This is a genomic window from Spirosoma litoris, from assembly GCF_054776755.1.
The window spans coordinates 50,253-64,620 of record NZ_BAAHBI010000072.1 but is presented as its reverse complement, the minus strand read 5'-3'; the positions used below and the strand labels follow the sequence as shown (position 1 = coordinate 64,620).

The following is a 14,368-nucleotide window of genomic DNA, read 5'->3' as shown; positions in this document are numbered from 1 at the left end:
TTTATTCCCTCGTCACCGTTCCTGTGATATAGCCATAAGGCTCGTCGGTAGCAATAAAAATCTCATTCTTATTGTCCATACCAAACTGATCCAGATTGAACGGAATATGGTGTTTGTTAGGCATAATCAGGCTAATCTCACTTACTTCCTGCGTTTCTTCCAGCACCGCTGAGCCCATTGCCAGCAGCGTTTGTTGAACCGACAGACTTTTGTGGTGGGCGAACGTTTTCAGTAGCGTTTCGCGAATAGCACTAAAAAGGGCCGTGAAGTCAAGTTCTGTAGATGTGTACACCCAGTTCGCTTCACATTGAGTGGCGAAGATGCGATCCGCCGTTTCTTTCAGGGTCGTGTATTGATCTTTAATATAGCCTTCAAAACCTGAATCGGTTGTTTTTAAAATCAACAGGTCTTTGATGCCTGAAGTTATACTGACGCCGTCGGTCGTTTGTACAATCGTAGTGATATGTTTTTCGGAGCCACCACCTACAAAAGCATGATGATGCGGTTCACCATCGAAGGCCATGCGCGTCCAGGGGTGTTCGATAATGTGAATGGTTGCCTGCGAAACCTGCGGGTTATTGGTGATAAAATAATTGGCTAAATACAAGCCGAAGTTCTCAATTGAATCGACAAAATGCTCTTTTGCCAATGCATATACTGTATTTTTTTGCGTATCGGTCGGTAATATTTTGGAATTGTCGCCCAACGTATGTGCGGTTTCGAAGTCTCCTTCCAGCGAAATAGCAACCGATATCTGTCTGAATTCGTGATTGTTAGGGTGCCGAATGATTTTTGACAGATTCACTGCATTCTTGCCGTATGCATTTTTTTTCAAGCTGATCTTCATGGTTGTTTCGGCCGTTTTGGGTAGTATTGGCCTCTAGTATAGAAATTAATTTTCTATTTTTTAGTATGATCGACCTGGCTATCAACGGAAATAAAATCTGTACCCCAGACGGAATCAGGCAGGCTGTTGTCATCCTGAAAAACGGTCTGATTGCGGATGTTTGCTCAGAAGTGCCGGTAGATTTTGCTGGCGATGTAATTGATATTGGCAATAACGTGCTGATGGCGGGTGTTATTGACCCACACATCCATATCAACGAACCCGGCCGGACCGATTGGGAGGGGTTTAATACAGCTACTCGTGCCGCTATGGCTGGCGGTTTGACTACGCTGGTCGATATGCCATTGAATTCGTCACCCGTAACAACAACTGCGGAGGCTTTTGATCAGAAACTGGCGGCTACGCAGGGGCAACTTCATACCAATTGCGGTTTCTGGGGGGGGCTGATACCAGGCAATACTGATGACATCGAGCTACTCATTGAGAAAGGTGTATTAGGCTTCAAAGCGTTTCTGACGCATTCTGGTATCGACGATTTTCCGAACGTAACGGAAGAGGACCTGCGAAAAGCGATGCCCATTATTGCCCGGCATGGTTTGCCGTTACTTGTCCATTGCGAATTATCGACAGATGAGCAACTGGCAACGGGCGATCCTCAATCCTATCAGAACTACCTGTTGTCCCGACCGAAAGAATGGGAAGATGAAGCCATTGCGCTGATGATCAGACTGTGCGAAGAATACAATTGCCGAACGCACATTGTCCATTTATCGTCGGCGAACTCGACTGAGCCCATTGCTATTGCGAAGCGAAAAGGCTTGCCACTCACGGTCGAAACGGCCCAGCATTATCTGTATTTCACGGCCGAGACCATTCCAGATGGGCAAACGCAGTTTAAATGTGCGCCACCCATTCGGGAAAAAGAAAACAATGATCAGTTGTGGGAAGCGTTACGGACTGGCATCATCGACTTTGTGGCTACTGATCATTCGCCCGCACCGCCCGATTTGAAACAATTACAAAGTGGCGATTTCATGAAAGCCTGGGGCGGTATCGCTTCGCTTCAACTCGCTTTACCTATACTCTGGACAGCCGCAAAGGAGCGGGGTTTTGCCGTAACAGATATAGCCAGGTGGTTAAGTGAAAAACCAGCTCAACTTGCAGGAGTATCTAATCGAAAAGGCCAGATTGCCAAAGGTTTCGACGCCGATTTAGTGGTCTGGAATCCAGATAAATCCTACGTCGTTTCAGCGGATTCATTACAGCATAAACATAAAATGACGCCCTATCTGAACGAAGAGCTATATGGTGTTGTCGAGCAAACGTATCTGGCTGGAGAACTGGTTTTTAAGAATGGCAACTTTGTGAAATTGAACGTAGGGAAATTAATTTAACCACAGAGCGGTGCGCCGATGCGACACAGGGAAGGCAGAGTTATTTAAAAATAATATGGCACTCTTTTTTGTCATTCCGAAGATAGGAGGAATCTTAGGATTGACTAACACGCAACTTTGAGATTCCTCCTGTCGTCGGAATGACAAAAACAGGCTAGTATTTTCTATAAAAGGGGAAATTTAAATAGGTTCAATAGCTCTATGTTCTCTATGTTTCTGTGGTCAAGCTAATTTTAGCAATAAGAGATATGACTGACTATTTGCAACGGGCAGAGGACGTACTGGACAAAATAAATCAACTGGCGATCATCAGTGATGATCCGACCTGCGTTATCCGCACCTTCGGAACGAAGGCATTTTTGCAGGGAAGTCGACTAATTCAGACCTGGATGCAGGAGGCTGGTTTGCAAACGCGGGTCGATGCGATTGGGAATGTTCGAGGTCGTTTAGTGAGTCCAATGGCTGACGCGAAAACGTTTGTGATAGCCTCGCACATGGACACGGTTGTGAACGCCGGGAAGTTCGATGGACCGATGGGCTTAATTATGGGGCTAGATCTGATTGAAAATCTTCGCCAGTTTGGTCAAGCGCTGCCGTTTAACCTGGAACTGATTGCCTTCAGCGATGAAGAAGGCGTTCGGTTTCATACAACCTACCTCGGGAGTAAAGTTGTTGCAGGCTCGTTTGATCCGGGTTTGCTGGTAAAAAAAGATGCATCGGGCACGTCACTTAGCGACGTTATTCAGGACATAGGAGGGACTGCCAGCCAATTGTCGGCAGATGCGATTGCACCCGGTGACTGGCTGGGTTATTTTGAAATTCACATCGAGCAGGGCCCGGTTTTATATGAACGACAGGTTCCTGTGGCGGTGGTTACGGGCATTGCGGGCCAAAAACGGATAGAAATTACGTTTACGGGCATGGCTGGTCATGCCGGAACTGTACCGATGGATATGCGTCAGGATGCCTTGTGTGCTGCGGCTGAGTTTATTCTGGAGGTTGAAAAATTTGGCTTTGCCAACCGACATAATCTGGTTTCGACGGTTGGCAAACTGAACGTGGTCAATGCCGCCAGTAATGTTATTCCGGGCGAAGTAAGCTGTAGTCTGGATCTTCGCAGCAATGACCCAGCTTTCCTGGAGTATGCTTATCAGAACATTCAAAAGCAATGTGCCAGTCTATGCGCCGAACGATCGATTACGTTCCAGTGGAAACTGATTCAGGAAACAGCCCCCGTAACGTGCGATCCTAAACTGAACGAATTACTCGGTCAGGCAATACAGGCGTCTGGTTATGAGCGAATTGATCTAGTTAGTGGCGCTGGACATGATGGCGTTCCAATTTCACAGGTTTCGCCAATTGCCATGCTATTTGTGCGCTGCTTTCAGGGAATCAGCCATAATCCGTTGGAAAACGTTGAATTGACAGATATGGCCGCTGCGCTTCAGGTTGCGGATAGGTTTTTAAATTATCTTATTGACGGTTTTTGTCATTCCGACAATAGGAGGAATGACAAAAATCCATAGTATTAACTTATGCCTATGGAAATTTCAGCACTTACCCGGTCGGTTGTCAAACGCAACCATGCCGTTATTAGCCCGGATGGGTACATTAATAGTCGCGTTCCCGGTTGGGACAACTGCACCGTAAATGTCATTATCAATGAGCAAATGGGAGCCAATCTGTGCCAGACGCTCATTACATTAACAGATAAAAGCAAGCTGGTTGGTGTCACAAAACAGTCTCAATTATTCTTCTATGTTATTGAAGGACAATGTACTGCAACTGTAAGCGGTGAGACAAGGCCATTGAAAACGGGGCAGTTTGTGTATATCCCGATTGGTAAAGAATATGCGTTTGAGAGCCCGGAAGCAGGAACGCAATTGCTTACCTTCCACAAACTCTATGAAAAGCTGGAAGGCTATACTGTGCCATCTGTGCTTTTCGGAGATGCCGCCAATGTAGCTGGGCCGAGTTATATGGGCGACCCAGCTTTGCGGCTACAGGTGCTATTGCCCGACGAGTTGTCGTTCGATATGGCGGTCAATATTTTTACCTATGATCCCGGTGGACATTTGCCATTGGTCGAAACGCACATTATGGAACACGGCCTGATTTATCTGCAAGGGCAGGGGGTGTACATGCTCGATCAGGACTGGTATCCGATCAAGAAAGGTGATTCGATCTGGATGGCTCCCTATTGTCAGCAGTGGTTCACCGCGATGGGCAAAGAACCTGCGGTCTATATTTACTACAAGAACGTCAACCGTTTCCCAACGACTGTTTAATATAGAACGCAGATTTTTATGATTGATGAGATTAAGGTATTGGTGAAAAATGGCGATGGTTAAGAGTAAGTTGATGGTATGTTAAATCATAAAAAATCATAATGATCTTAAGAATCAGCGTTCTATATGACACTACCCGAACTAAATCAACTACCTACCCCTGATCTCAAAACCGCTTTGTCTGCTTGCTGTGGCTCAACGGCATGGATTACTGAAATGGTTAAACTATTTCCTGTAGAGAGCAGGGAGAGCCTGTTTGAACAAGCCGAAGTTATCTGGTTTGGATTGGCCGAAAGTGATTGGCGGGAAGCGTTTGCGCACCACCCGAAAATTGGAGACATTGAGTCGCTGAGGAAAAAGTTTGCATCGACCGCGGCCTGGGCTGAAGGAGAGCAGGCGGGTGTTTCGACGGCATCGCTCAGTGTGTTGGAAATGCTATCGGAGGGGAATCAGCTTTACGAAGAGAAGTTTGGTTATATTTTCATCGTATGCGCAACGGGTAAATCGGCGGAAGAAATGCTGGAAATTCTGGAAGCACGGTTATTAAATTCGCCGGAAGAAGAAATTCAAATTGCCATGCAGGAGCAAAATAAAATTACAAAAATTCGCCTGGAAAAACTCCTGATAGCATGAGTATTATAACAACCCATATCCTTGATACAACCCGTGGCAAACCGGCCGAAGCTGTAAGTATTGTGTTGTATCACCAACAACGTGAATGGATTGAGATCGCACGGGGAATGACCAATGCCGACGGCCGGATTGGCGATTTGCTGCCTAAAGAAACCATTTTGCCGACGGGTACCTACAAATTACGCTTTGAAACCGGCGCTTATTTTGAACAGCTTGGCGTCGCTTCATTTTATCCATTCGTTGAAATTACATTCGCCATCACCACTGGCGAGCATTACCACGTCCCTTTACTACTGAACCCATTTGGGTATTCAACCTATCGGGGGTCTTGATAAAAAATGTTAATGAATAATGTAGAATGTACCGCACAGGTGGCCCTGAACGGATAATGATCCAGGCATTCGCATTATTCATTAACCATTCTGCATTATTCATTAACACAGAGCTTATGACTATAAACGCAGCACGTCTTCAGCATTACTTTGAGGTATCGAGTGAGATCGGAAAAATTGGTGACACAGGCATGTGTCGACCGGCCCATTCGGCGTTGGAGAAACAGATGTTTGAGCATGCCAAAGGCTGGATGGAAGCTGCCGGACTGACGGTTCGCATCGATAGCTTCGGGAATTTAATTGGCCGACTGGCAGGCAAAAATCCAGATGCACCTATTTTAATGACGGGTTCCCATCTGGATACGCAGCCGTATGGAGGCCGGTTCGATGGAATTGCAGGCGTGTTGTGCGCTATCGAAGCCGTTTGTACCATGGCCGAAAAAGGCATTGTGCCAGAGACGAGTATTGATGTGATTGCCTTTGCCGACGAGGAAAGCTGGCGATTCAATAAAGGCCTTTTTGGCTCGAGAGGCATTCTTGGAAAACTGGAAGAGGGGGAGTTGCAGCGGAAAGATAAAGATGGTATAACGCGCGAACAGGCACTGCTCGACTTTGGCTGCGACATCACTAAATTCAACGACGACGAGTATGCTCCGGGAAGCATTCGGTGCTTTATTGAGCTGCATATCGAACAGGGGCCAGTCTTAGATAAATCTAACAAACCTATTGGGATTGTTAGCGGTATTGCCGGGCCGCTTTTGCTGAGTTTAACCCTGAAAGGGATGGCTGGGCATGCGGGTTCGGTCCCGATGCCGCTTCGGAAAGATGCGTTGTTGGGGGCTGCCAAAGTAGTTGTCGCTGTCAATGAGATTGCGTCGCAGTTTACACCAGCCCCTACAGTGGGTACCGTTGGCACGCTCAACGTGTTCCCATCATCCCGCAACATCATTCCCGAGGCCGTTAGCATGACGATGGAGTTCCGGGATATTGATATGGAACGGCGTAATACCTGCGAACGTCAGCTTAAAGAGGCAATTGCTGAAATTACTCAAACCCACGGACTCACCTACGAGCTAACCGTGGATACTGATATTAAATCGAGCTACTGTGCCGACTGGATAAAAGACACCATTCGGTCTAGTTGTACGGAACTGGGATTGGATGCACCGGAGTTGGTAAGCGGGCCTTTTCACGATGCCCTGGTGATGTCGGAAGCTTGTGATTATGGAATGATCTTTGTTCGTTGTAAAGATGGAATCAGCCACAATCCACTGGAGTACGCATCCTACGAAGATCTGGCTTTAGGAAGCGAAGTTTTGTATCAGACTATCCTGAAAATTGTTGGCTGAAACAGTATAGAATAGCTTGTTTTTTAGACCTGAAAGCACCTTTAGGCTATGTTGCCGGGGTGCTTTTTGTTTTCTCTCTTATGTAAGAAGGGGCATCTGCCTTCTGAAAATTGAATAACGGCGTAGATTTTGTATTAATAAATGATGCAACGTTTTACAAAATCCACGAAAATGAAAACTATTCCACAATTTAATTTAAAAAAAATAATTAGCAGCTTTTACCTAGCCATTTTCCTCCTTGGGCTAGGCCTTACGAGCAAAGCCCAACAGCTATATATCAATGAAATTATGGCTTCCAACGCCCGGACTATTACAGATGGTTCGGGGTCTTATGAAGACTGGTTTGAGATTTATAATCCAAATTCGACCACCGTTAATATTGGTGGTTATTACCTATCTGATAACAGCACATTAACAAAATATCGACTGCCGACTGGTTCTTCCCAAACGATCATTCCGGCCAATGGGTACCTGTTGATTTGGGCAAGCGATGTTACCAGCCGGGGGCCACTCCATGTTGGTTTCAAACTCTCGGCCAACGGAGAGATGGTTAGCTTGGTACAACCCAATGGTACGACTATAGTTGACCAGGTAACATTTGGCCCTCAGCGGACTGACGTCTCTTGGGGGCGGCAACCCGACGGATCGGCAACCTGGTTTTATTTTCAGCGCACGAATGCGGTTAACAATACGAGTCCAGGAGCAAGTAACAATGCTAAAACAGGCTACGCAACCGTCTTGAGTGCGCCGATTTTTTCGCAGGCAGGTGGTTTCTCCACAACTGGTTTTAGCCTGACACTTACCTCGCCCGATCCGACCGCTACTATCTACTACACACTGGATGGTTCAGAGCCTGATCCGACCAATCCAGGTCCCAATACTTTTCAGTATAAAAATAACTACGTCGAACAGCCCGGTCAGGGAAATGGATCGCTGTTAACGGAGAGTTACCGAAGTTTAACTTACACGGCCCCGCTTACCATTAGCGACCAGACCAGTTCACCAAACAAGCTGTCGATTAAATCATCGACATTCAATTCGTCGCCCTATTACGCACCAACGACACCCGTTTTTAAAGGAACCGTGGTGCGGGCGGTGGCATACAAGCCCAATACACTGATTAGCGACATTGTTACCGAGACCTATTTTATTGCCCCTACTACGCGCTTTGGCAATGTCCCCGTTATTTCGATTGCCACCAATGAAGGTTCGTTATTTGACTACTCAAACGGCATTTATACGGCAGGGGCAACATTCGATGGCTGGCGACAAGCGAATCCAACTGCCGAAAGTATTTTCTGTTCGCCCGGTAATTTTTCGAATAAGAGCGATAACTGGCAACGGCCAGCCCATGTGCAGTTTTTTATGAATGGCACTTCGCTCTTAAAGCAACGTATCGATATGGCCATCAATGGTGGTTGCTCGCGGTCCGTTCCCCGTAAAGCGGTGCGGTTGTATGGTGATGACGACTTCACCTATTCGTTTTTCGATAACCGACCTATCAATCAGTTTTACAATCGATTGTTGCTCCGCAGCGGTGGCAACGACTGGGATTTCACTACCCTGATTGATTCGTATATGCAGACAATGGTGCGTCATCTGCCCTTTGAGACGCAGTCGAACCGCCCCAGTGTTGTGTTTATGAATGGCGAATATTGGGGAGTTCACAATTTAATGGAACGGTATGATCAATATTATCTGAACCGAAATTTTGCGGTTGACCCGGATAGTGTTGATGTGATCAAATTCGATTATGGGGCTTACGTAGCTGATAATGGAGACCTGGTGAATTTCTATGCCCTCAAGGATTATTTCGTTGGTTCGCAGACAATTGATTATAACTATGTTAACCAACGAATGGATGTAGCGAGTTTTTCGGACTACCAGATAGCTGAGATCTTCGCCGGAAATTTCGACTGGCCGTACAATAACCAGCAACTCTGGCGTAAGCGAACCAGTCAGTACCTGCCGAATGCGCCTAAAGGCCACGACGGGCGATTCCGCTGGATGATGAACGATATGGACTGGACACTGGGAGCGGGAAATGATTATACGTCCAACTCGCTTGACCGAGCTACGTCGATCGGGAGCTATGGCACAGACGTTACCGAATATACCCGTTTCTTGCGTCGGTTGCTGGAGGTAACTAGTTATCAATCGTACTTTATCAATCGCTTTGCTGATCTACTCAACACAACCTTCATCACGAGCCGCACGGTCGACTTGCTCAATTCTTTCCAGCAGGACTACCAGCCGTTGATGACGGAACATTTCAGTCGATGGAAAACCAATAATTCGCCGACCAAATGGTTGAGTAATCTTAATATTGTCCGTACTTACCTGCAACAGCGTCCTGCTTATGTGCGCGATCATATTCGCTCCCGCTTTAGCTTGAGCGCCAACCGAAACATTACCCTGGCCGTGTCTGATGCTACTCAGGGCTATGTAAAAGTGAATACCATCGATATTTTGCCAACTACGGCTGGGGTCGCGGCAAATCCTTATCCCTGGACAGGGGTTTATTTCCAGGGCAATGTGATACGAATTGTAGCTAAGCCGTTGGTTGGGTATCGATTTATTGCCTGGAAGGAAAACGGAACTGTCGTTTCAACCGATACGGCCTATAGTTTCGATCCGACCACGAACCGAACGCTTACAGCTTTCTTCGATATCGATAATTCGCTTGTTGGCAAACCGGCTGCCTATCTCCTAAGTGGCTGCGAATACCGCTTCGAGAGTTTTTCAGCCACGACTCCAGCAGGTACGTATCCACCAAACATGCACTTTGTAAGCATGAGCCAGGAAGATCCTCCTTTATCGGCCACGTATGCGGTGGCCGATACGGTGAAAGGAAGCTATAACCTCACCAGCGCTACCCGTATAAATGGACTTGGCGCCGACGGTATGTCGTTTATCAATACGGGGAGTGGCCCGGCTGGTTATATTTCTACGGCCTTGGGAGGCATGGTATTAGCGTTACGAACAACGAATCTTACGGAGGCTTCGATACAATGGACAGGAGGCACAGTGGTTCCTAATCCGCGTCAATACAATATTCGACTTCGCTACCGCCTTGGGAATTCTGGCCCATTTACTGATTTGTTAGACGCGGCCAATAATCCGGTTGAATATGTCCGGAATGCCACAGCGGGACATAGTCAGGTAATTGGCCCGGTGGCACTACCGGCAACGCTGCTCAACAAACCCTACATTCAACTCTTGTGGCAATATTATTATACCGGTGTAGGCACCTCTGGAGCACGCGATCAGCTTCGCATTGACGATATTATTGTAAAACGGGGCGGTTGCCAGAGTGTGTCGTCGGGAAGTTGGCATACGGCCAGTACGTGGGGCTGTGGGCGAGTGCCCAGTGTATGTGACGATGTCGTGATTAGTGACGGACACATAGTTACCGTAGAAGCGAATACGGCATTAGCCCACAGCATTCGCTTCGAACCGACCGGGCAGCTGCAATACGTGAACAACGAAGCTTCAGCATTTATCAAAAATCAGTAATGGGCTGATCTTTACGGTGCCGATCCCCGTTCAAGACCAAATCGGAACGATTGTAAAATGGCCCGGTAATAGGTATCATAAACCTGCGACTGGCTGTTAGGGCAAGCTAATTCGACCGAAAGCAGGTAGTTGGGATGACCCGATACGATAAACCGATCCAGTTCAATCTCGCTGATATTTTCATTTCGACCAATGGCGGTGTAGAGCCGGGTTGGAATCTGATCAAGCGTAATGACCGACGAATCTGTAAAGGCAAAACCGTTATTAGCTTCCAGCGTTCGTCGCTTGAAAGCCGCTGGCCAACGGTTCAGAATGCCGCTCCACACCCGACCACTGGGTGGCTGATAGAAAATTACCCGAATGCCACCGGCCAGATAACCTGTTTCTGAATTGTAGGCACCTTCCGGCGCAAACACGCAGGTGTATACATAGCTGGTATCGGGATCAACCCCATAGCGCCAGTGGCTTCCCTGATACGTTTGCCAGCCGCGTGGATACAGCATGGAAAATAGTTTCTGCGGATGCTCGTAGGTAGTGAACAGTTTTTCAAACTGCTCGGTATCTCGTTTTTTCTGCATCGCCAGTACGTCATTAACAGTATAGCGAACAGCGTGTCCTTGTTTATTGAGGGCATCTTTGATGTACTGTACCGATAACGCAAAATTTAGGTTTTGACCACGCTCATCGCCAAGCGTATTGATGCCAACAACTTCACCATAGAGGTTCAGCAACGGACCACCACTATTCCCGTGCGAAATAGGCGCAGTTATTTGTAGGTAAGCTACACTGTCGAGCTGCCGACGCTGAGCGAAATTCCCGACAGATGGAGTGTGGGCGTAAGCAATGGGGTTGCCAATCGTCACAACCGTTTCGCCCGATTTTAATTCATCATCATTACCCAGTGGGAGGGCAGCCAGATCGGTTTCTGCATCGATTTTGAGTATGGCAAAATCGGGATAGCCCGGATCGCTATAATTATAGTCTACAACCCCCAGCACCGGATACGTTCGGCCATTCGATAAGGTAACCTCAATTCGTTCCGCATCGCGGATGACGTGGTAGTTGGTTACGATCAGACCTTTTGAGTCAATGACGAACCCGGTGCCGAGCATAGTCCGGTTGTTCGCCTGATAGCCTTTGACTTCCACCACCGAAGAGTCGGCCTGAGCGATGACGTCTTCAACAGGCATTTTTCGCTTCCAGCAGGCAACAAGTTCAACTGACAAACAGAGTACTAATAAAACCGCCGATAATTTCATAGTGGGTTGACTAAATTGAGGAGTTCGCGTTTGGATGTTTTATGCCCTAAAAGTCAACCGATTCTACGCTAACCTCAATAGTTATCACTAACTATTTTTGACTTTTTCTATTCAATAAAACTATAGTGTTTTGATTTTAAGTGATTGGTAATTAGGGCTTTGTGTTTGATGGTGACTGTCCGGAAACTCGTTGATGGTTAAGCCATGAAAAAAAGTTTACGATTTTTTAAAGTAAAACGACCCGCTTCTCCGTCATCCCTACTAAAGCCCCAAAGCTAGAAGTTGGCGTCTCGAAAAAATCGGCCGTCAATGTTCGTCTCTGTCAACTTCTGGCAAGAAGGCTTTTCTGAAACCATTTAAAAATAAACAACATGAACATCATTTGGAGAGTAGCTGGTGTAGCACTGGCGGTCGGGTTAGTCCTGTTTCTACTTACCCTTATAGTAAAAGTATTGCTGGTTGGTTTGGGGTTATTCCTGGTGGTCCGCGTAGCAGGCGCCCGTTTAGCCGGCCGGTCATTCGGACGATTTGAACGGGGTGGCTGGCAGTCATCGAATATTATATCCATCGACAATCCAACCTATCGTTCACCCATAAGCGTACAACGTTATGAACGGGTTATTCCAATTGGCTAAGCCAGAACAAGTAAACACACAAAAACAAAATCAGTAAACACAAGACTAAAACACACATAACCATGTATAATAAACAAGCATTTCAATCAGAACATAAAGGAAATTGCGGAGGTCACTGGGGCCGTGGTAAATTTGGTGGCCCGTTTGGACGCGGTAAATTCGGCGCATTCTGGGCCGGGCCAACGTTTGGACGGCATGCAGGAGGCTTCCAGCACGTACCTGTTAACATCGAAGAAACCGATACCGAGTATACGATCTCGCTCTTTGCCGCAGCGTTGGTAAAAGAGAATGTTAAGCTGACAGTTAAAGACGATGTCCTGACGATTTCCTATCAGAGCACTGATCAGTCGAATGCCGAAGAGTCAACCGGATCGAGCAAGTATACGTATCAGGAGTACGGCAACCAGTCGTTCGAACGGTCGTTCCAACTCAACGATAAAGTTCTTACCGAAAGCATCTCGGCTAGTTATGCTGATGGCGTGCTGAAAGTAATTCTACCAAAGAATCCATCTACTAACAAGCCTGCACAGACGATTTCCGTAGCGTAATTGGCTTTGATGAAACAAAAATGCCAGTCCCTGTTTCTAGGGACTGGCATTTTTGTTTGTAGCTAGTGCTTTGTCGAACTAGATTCTTTTGATTCTATAGATTCTGAGGATACTAAAGGATCTATAGAATCAAAAGAATCTAAGAGTTTGTTTTGGTAGTTTATTTGGCGAATCGATTTAGGATAATGGAAATAAAAGCAATTCGTAGCATAGCCTCCGAACTTTCTACGCTTTTCTCCACATCGCGGAACAATCGTCGTCTAAAGTTGAGCCATCCAAAACTGCGTTCGACGGGCCAACGATTCTTTTCCGGCACAAAGCCTCGACCGCTTTCGGGCTTTTGTGCAATCTCGATTGTCCAGCCATATTGCTCTTTAACGTACGCCATAAAACTGATTTTGTAGCCATGATCAGCTGCAATCACCTCGAGACGGGGTACTTTACCCCGCAGTCGGTCTATAACCAATCGTCCGGCTTCATTATCCGAGGTGTTAGCCGAAGTGACCGCCAACGACCAGGGCAAACCCAAGCGATCAACGGCAATACTACGCTTGCGACCATTAATGTTTTTGGCCCCATCGATACCCGTCTCCTCTTCGATAAATTGCATAATTTTAACAGATTGACTATCAATGGCTAACAAGCTCGGTGTGGTTTGTCGGTGTTGACGAACTCGTTCTGTAACAACCAGTTTGTCGAGCAATTCTTCCCAAATACCGCGTAGCTTAAACTGACGGAAATGGTAGTAGACGGTTTGCCAAGGTGGATACTTGCTATCCAACTCCCGCCATTGCCCTCCCGTTCGGTTGATGGAAAGAATAGCGTTAACGATACTTCGTAAGGAATGCCATCGTTGGCGTTGGTCATCCAGAGTTTTTTCAATAAGTTTCCACTGAGAATCGGTCAGTTCGTGGACGGCTTCGTTCATGTTCTTGATAATCTGGCGATTTCAAGATACGACCGATTCTCTATTTTATCCTATCCAAAACATACTCTAAGACTAAACTATTGTTTTTTGATATCGCCACGAATTTCACCGGCAGGGTATACCGTCGTATGTAGGTTAGCGTAATAAAAACCATTCTTAAGGCTATCTACCCGATTCTGATTCGCTAATTGAAATGTACCGATAATTGGGCTAGTTAAACTCGTGAAGGGTATTTCAACCCCACCTGTCAATGCTGTTGTATTCGTAACACGGTGCAAGTGGCCAGCTGTTAACGACGATGTGAAGGGACCAGTGTACGTAACCGTGTAGCTTAAGACACGGGTTGATTCATCAACTACACCTGTAAAGGTACCCGTAGCGGTGGAGGAAGTAGAATTTGGTTTTTCGCTGGCACCGTTGAGCGTTGCTGTTAACTTAGTTGTTGTGGAGGTTATCGTTGGGTTTTCATCGTTTTTACACGATGAAAAAGCAAAGGCTAAAGCCAGTAGTGCAGTAATCGATAGGATTGTGTTTTTCTTATTCATACGAGTTAGTAGCTATACATCAACCGTTTTCGTTTGGTGAATTGTACTTTACAACCAACGGTTAATGCGAATTTAATCAACAAGATACTCGCTA

The 14,368-nt window shown here is 46.6% G+C and carries 13 protein-coding genes; 9 read left to right on the top strand and 4 right to left on the bottom strand.

Annotation, left to right across the window (positions count from 1 at the left end; translation table 11 throughout):
* Position 1: 1 nt before the first annotated feature.
* Positions 2-847 carry a factor-independent urate hydroxylase gene (gene pucL / locus ACYVGR_RS35065; RefSeq protein WP_460965180.1) on the bottom strand — a complete coding sequence of 282 codons (846 nt, stop codon included), beginning with the start codon at positions 845-847 and terminating at the stop codon, positions 2-4.
* 65 nt (positions 848-912) lie between these two features.
* Between pucL and allB the strand changes: the two genes are divergently transcribed.
* From allB to ACYVGR_RS35030, 7 genes are all read left to right on the top strand, one after another.
* The gene (gene allB, locus ACYVGR_RS35060) at positions 913-2,241 is read left to right on the top strand and encodes an allantoinase AllB (RefSeq protein ID WP_460965179.1); all 1,329 of its coding nucleotides are present in this window, start codon (positions 913-915) and stop codon (positions 2,239-2,241) included.
* Positions 2,242-2,489: 248 nt separating this feature from the next.
* Positions 2,490-3,767, top strand: coding sequence for an allantoate amidohydrolase (locus ACYVGR_RS35055; protein ID WP_460965178.1), 1,278 nt, complete (start codon positions 2,490-2,492; stop codon positions 3,765-3,767).
* A 15-nt stretch (positions 3,768-3,782) separates the two neighbouring features.
* Positions 3,783-4,529, top strand: coding sequence for a (S)-ureidoglycine aminohydrolase (gene allE / locus ACYVGR_RS35050; RefSeq protein ID WP_460965176.1), 747 nt, complete (start codon positions 3,783-3,785; stop codon positions 4,527-4,529).
* Positions 4,530-4,655: 126 nt separating this feature from the next.
* The gene (gene uraD, locus ACYVGR_RS35045) at positions 4,656-5,162 is read left to right on the top strand and encodes a 2-oxo-4-hydroxy-4-carboxy-5-ureidoimidazoline decarboxylase (protein WP_460965174.1); all 507 of its coding nucleotides are present in this window, start codon (positions 4,656-4,658) and stop codon (positions 5,160-5,162) included.
* A complete protein-coding gene (gene uraH, locus ACYVGR_RS35040; RefSeq protein ID WP_460965172.1) occupies positions 5,159-5,494 on the top strand; it encodes a hydroxyisourate hydrolase in 336 nt (111 codons plus the stop codon). The genes uraD and uraH overlap by 4 nt, the downstream gene beginning before the upstream one ends.
* 116 nt (positions 5,495-5,610) lie before the next feature.
* Positions 5,611-6,843 carry a M20 family metallo-hydrolase gene (locus ACYVGR_RS35035; protein ID WP_460965170.1) on the top strand — a complete coding sequence of 411 codons (1,233 nt, stop codon included), beginning with the start codon at positions 5,611-5,613 and terminating at the stop codon, positions 6,841-6,843.
* 141 nt (positions 6,844-6,984) lie between these two features.
* Complete coding sequence (locus ACYVGR_RS35030) at positions 6,985-10,359, top strand: CotH kinase family protein (protein WP_460965168.1); 3,375 nt, start codon at positions 6,985-6,987, stop codon at positions 10,357-10,359.
* Between the two features lie 11 nt (positions 10,360-10,370).
* Here ACYVGR_RS35030 and ACYVGR_RS35025 read toward each other — a convergent pair whose 3' ends face one another.
* Complete coding sequence (locus ACYVGR_RS35025; RefSeq protein ID WP_460965166.1) at positions 10,371-11,618, bottom strand: S1C family serine protease; 1,248 nt, start codon at positions 11,616-11,618, stop codon at positions 10,371-10,373.
* A 371-nt stretch (positions 11,619-11,989) separates the two neighbouring features.
* On the opposite strand from ACYVGR_RS35025, the gene ACYVGR_RS35020 reads away from it, so the two are divergent.
* Positions 11,990-12,253 (top strand): hypothetical protein, encoded by a 264-nt coding sequence (locus ACYVGR_RS35020; RefSeq protein ID WP_460965164.1) that lies wholly within the window; start codon positions 11,990-11,992, stop codon positions 12,251-12,253.
* 62 nt (positions 12,254-12,315) lie between these two features.
* Positions 12,316-12,801: an Hsp20 family protein gene (locus tag ACYVGR_RS35015; protein ID WP_460965162.1), complete on the top strand. Its 486-nt coding sequence runs from the start codon at positions 12,316-12,318 to the stop codon at positions 12,799-12,801.
* Between the two features lie 160 nt (positions 12,802-12,961).
* Here ACYVGR_RS35015 and ACYVGR_RS35010 read toward each other — a convergent pair whose 3' ends face one another.
* Both ACYVGR_RS35010 and ACYVGR_RS35005 read right to left on the bottom strand, forming a co-directional pair.
* Positions 12,962-13,729 (bottom strand): IS5 family transposase, encoded by a 768-nt coding sequence (locus ACYVGR_RS35010; protein ID WP_460965161.1) that lies wholly within the window; start codon positions 13,727-13,729, stop codon positions 12,962-12,964.
* 77 nt (positions 13,730-13,806) lie between these two features.
* Entirely contained in the window at positions 13,807-14,274 is a 468-nt protein-coding gene (locus ACYVGR_RS35005; RefSeq protein ID WP_460965159.1) for a CHRD domain-containing protein, read from the bottom strand.
* Between the last annotated feature and the right edge of the window lie 94 nt (positions 14,275-14,368).

What these genes read in the sequence shown, in the direction of transcription:
- ACYVGR_RS35010 (WP_460965161.1), bottom strand. Translation starts at nt 13,729, where the DNA reads ATGAACGAAGCCGTCCACGAACTGACCGATTCTCAGTGGAAACTTATT.
- uraH (WP_460965172.1), top strand. Translation starts at nt 5,159, where the DNA reads ATGAGTATTATAACAACCCATATCCTTGATACAACCCGTGGCAAACCG.
- uraD (WP_460965174.1), top strand. Translation starts at nt 4,656, where the DNA reads ATGACACTACCCGAACTAAATCAACTACCTACCCCTGATCTCAAAACC.
- allE (WP_460965176.1), top strand. Translation starts at nt 3,783, where the DNA reads ATGGAAATTTCAGCACTTACCCGGTCGGTTGTCAAACGCAACCATGCC.
- ACYVGR_RS35005 (WP_460965159.1), bottom strand. Translation starts at nt 14,274, where the DNA reads ATGAATAAGAAAAACACAATCCTATCGATTACTGCACTACTGGCTTTA.
- ACYVGR_RS35055 (WP_460965178.1), top strand. Translation starts at nt 2,490, where the DNA reads ATGACTGACTATTTGCAACGGGCAGAGGACGTACTGGACAAAATAAAT.
- allB (WP_460965179.1), top strand. Translation starts at nt 913, where the DNA reads ATGATCGACCTGGCTATCAACGGAAATAAAATCTGTACCCCAGACGGA.
- pucL (WP_460965180.1), bottom strand. Translation starts at nt 847, where the DNA reads ATGAAGATCAGCTTGAAAAAAAATGCATACGGCAAGAATGCAGTGAAT.
- ACYVGR_RS35030 (WP_460965168.1), top strand. Translation starts at nt 6,985, where the DNA reads ATGATGCAACGTTTTACAAAATCCACGAAAATGAAAACTATTCCACAA.
- ACYVGR_RS35020 (WP_460965164.1), top strand. Translation starts at nt 11,990, where the DNA reads ATGAACATCATTTGGAGAGTAGCTGGTGTAGCACTGGCGGTCGGGTTA.
- ACYVGR_RS35015 (WP_460965162.1), top strand. Translation starts at nt 12,316, where the DNA reads ATGTATAATAAACAAGCATTTCAATCAGAACATAAAGGAAATTGCGGA.
- ACYVGR_RS35035 (WP_460965170.1), top strand. Translation starts at nt 5,611, where the DNA reads ATGACTATAAACGCAGCACGTCTTCAGCATTACTTTGAGGTATCGAGT.
- ACYVGR_RS35025 (WP_460965166.1), bottom strand. Translation starts at nt 11,618, where the DNA reads ATGAAATTATCGGCGGTTTTATTAGTACTCTGTTTGTCAGTTGAACTT.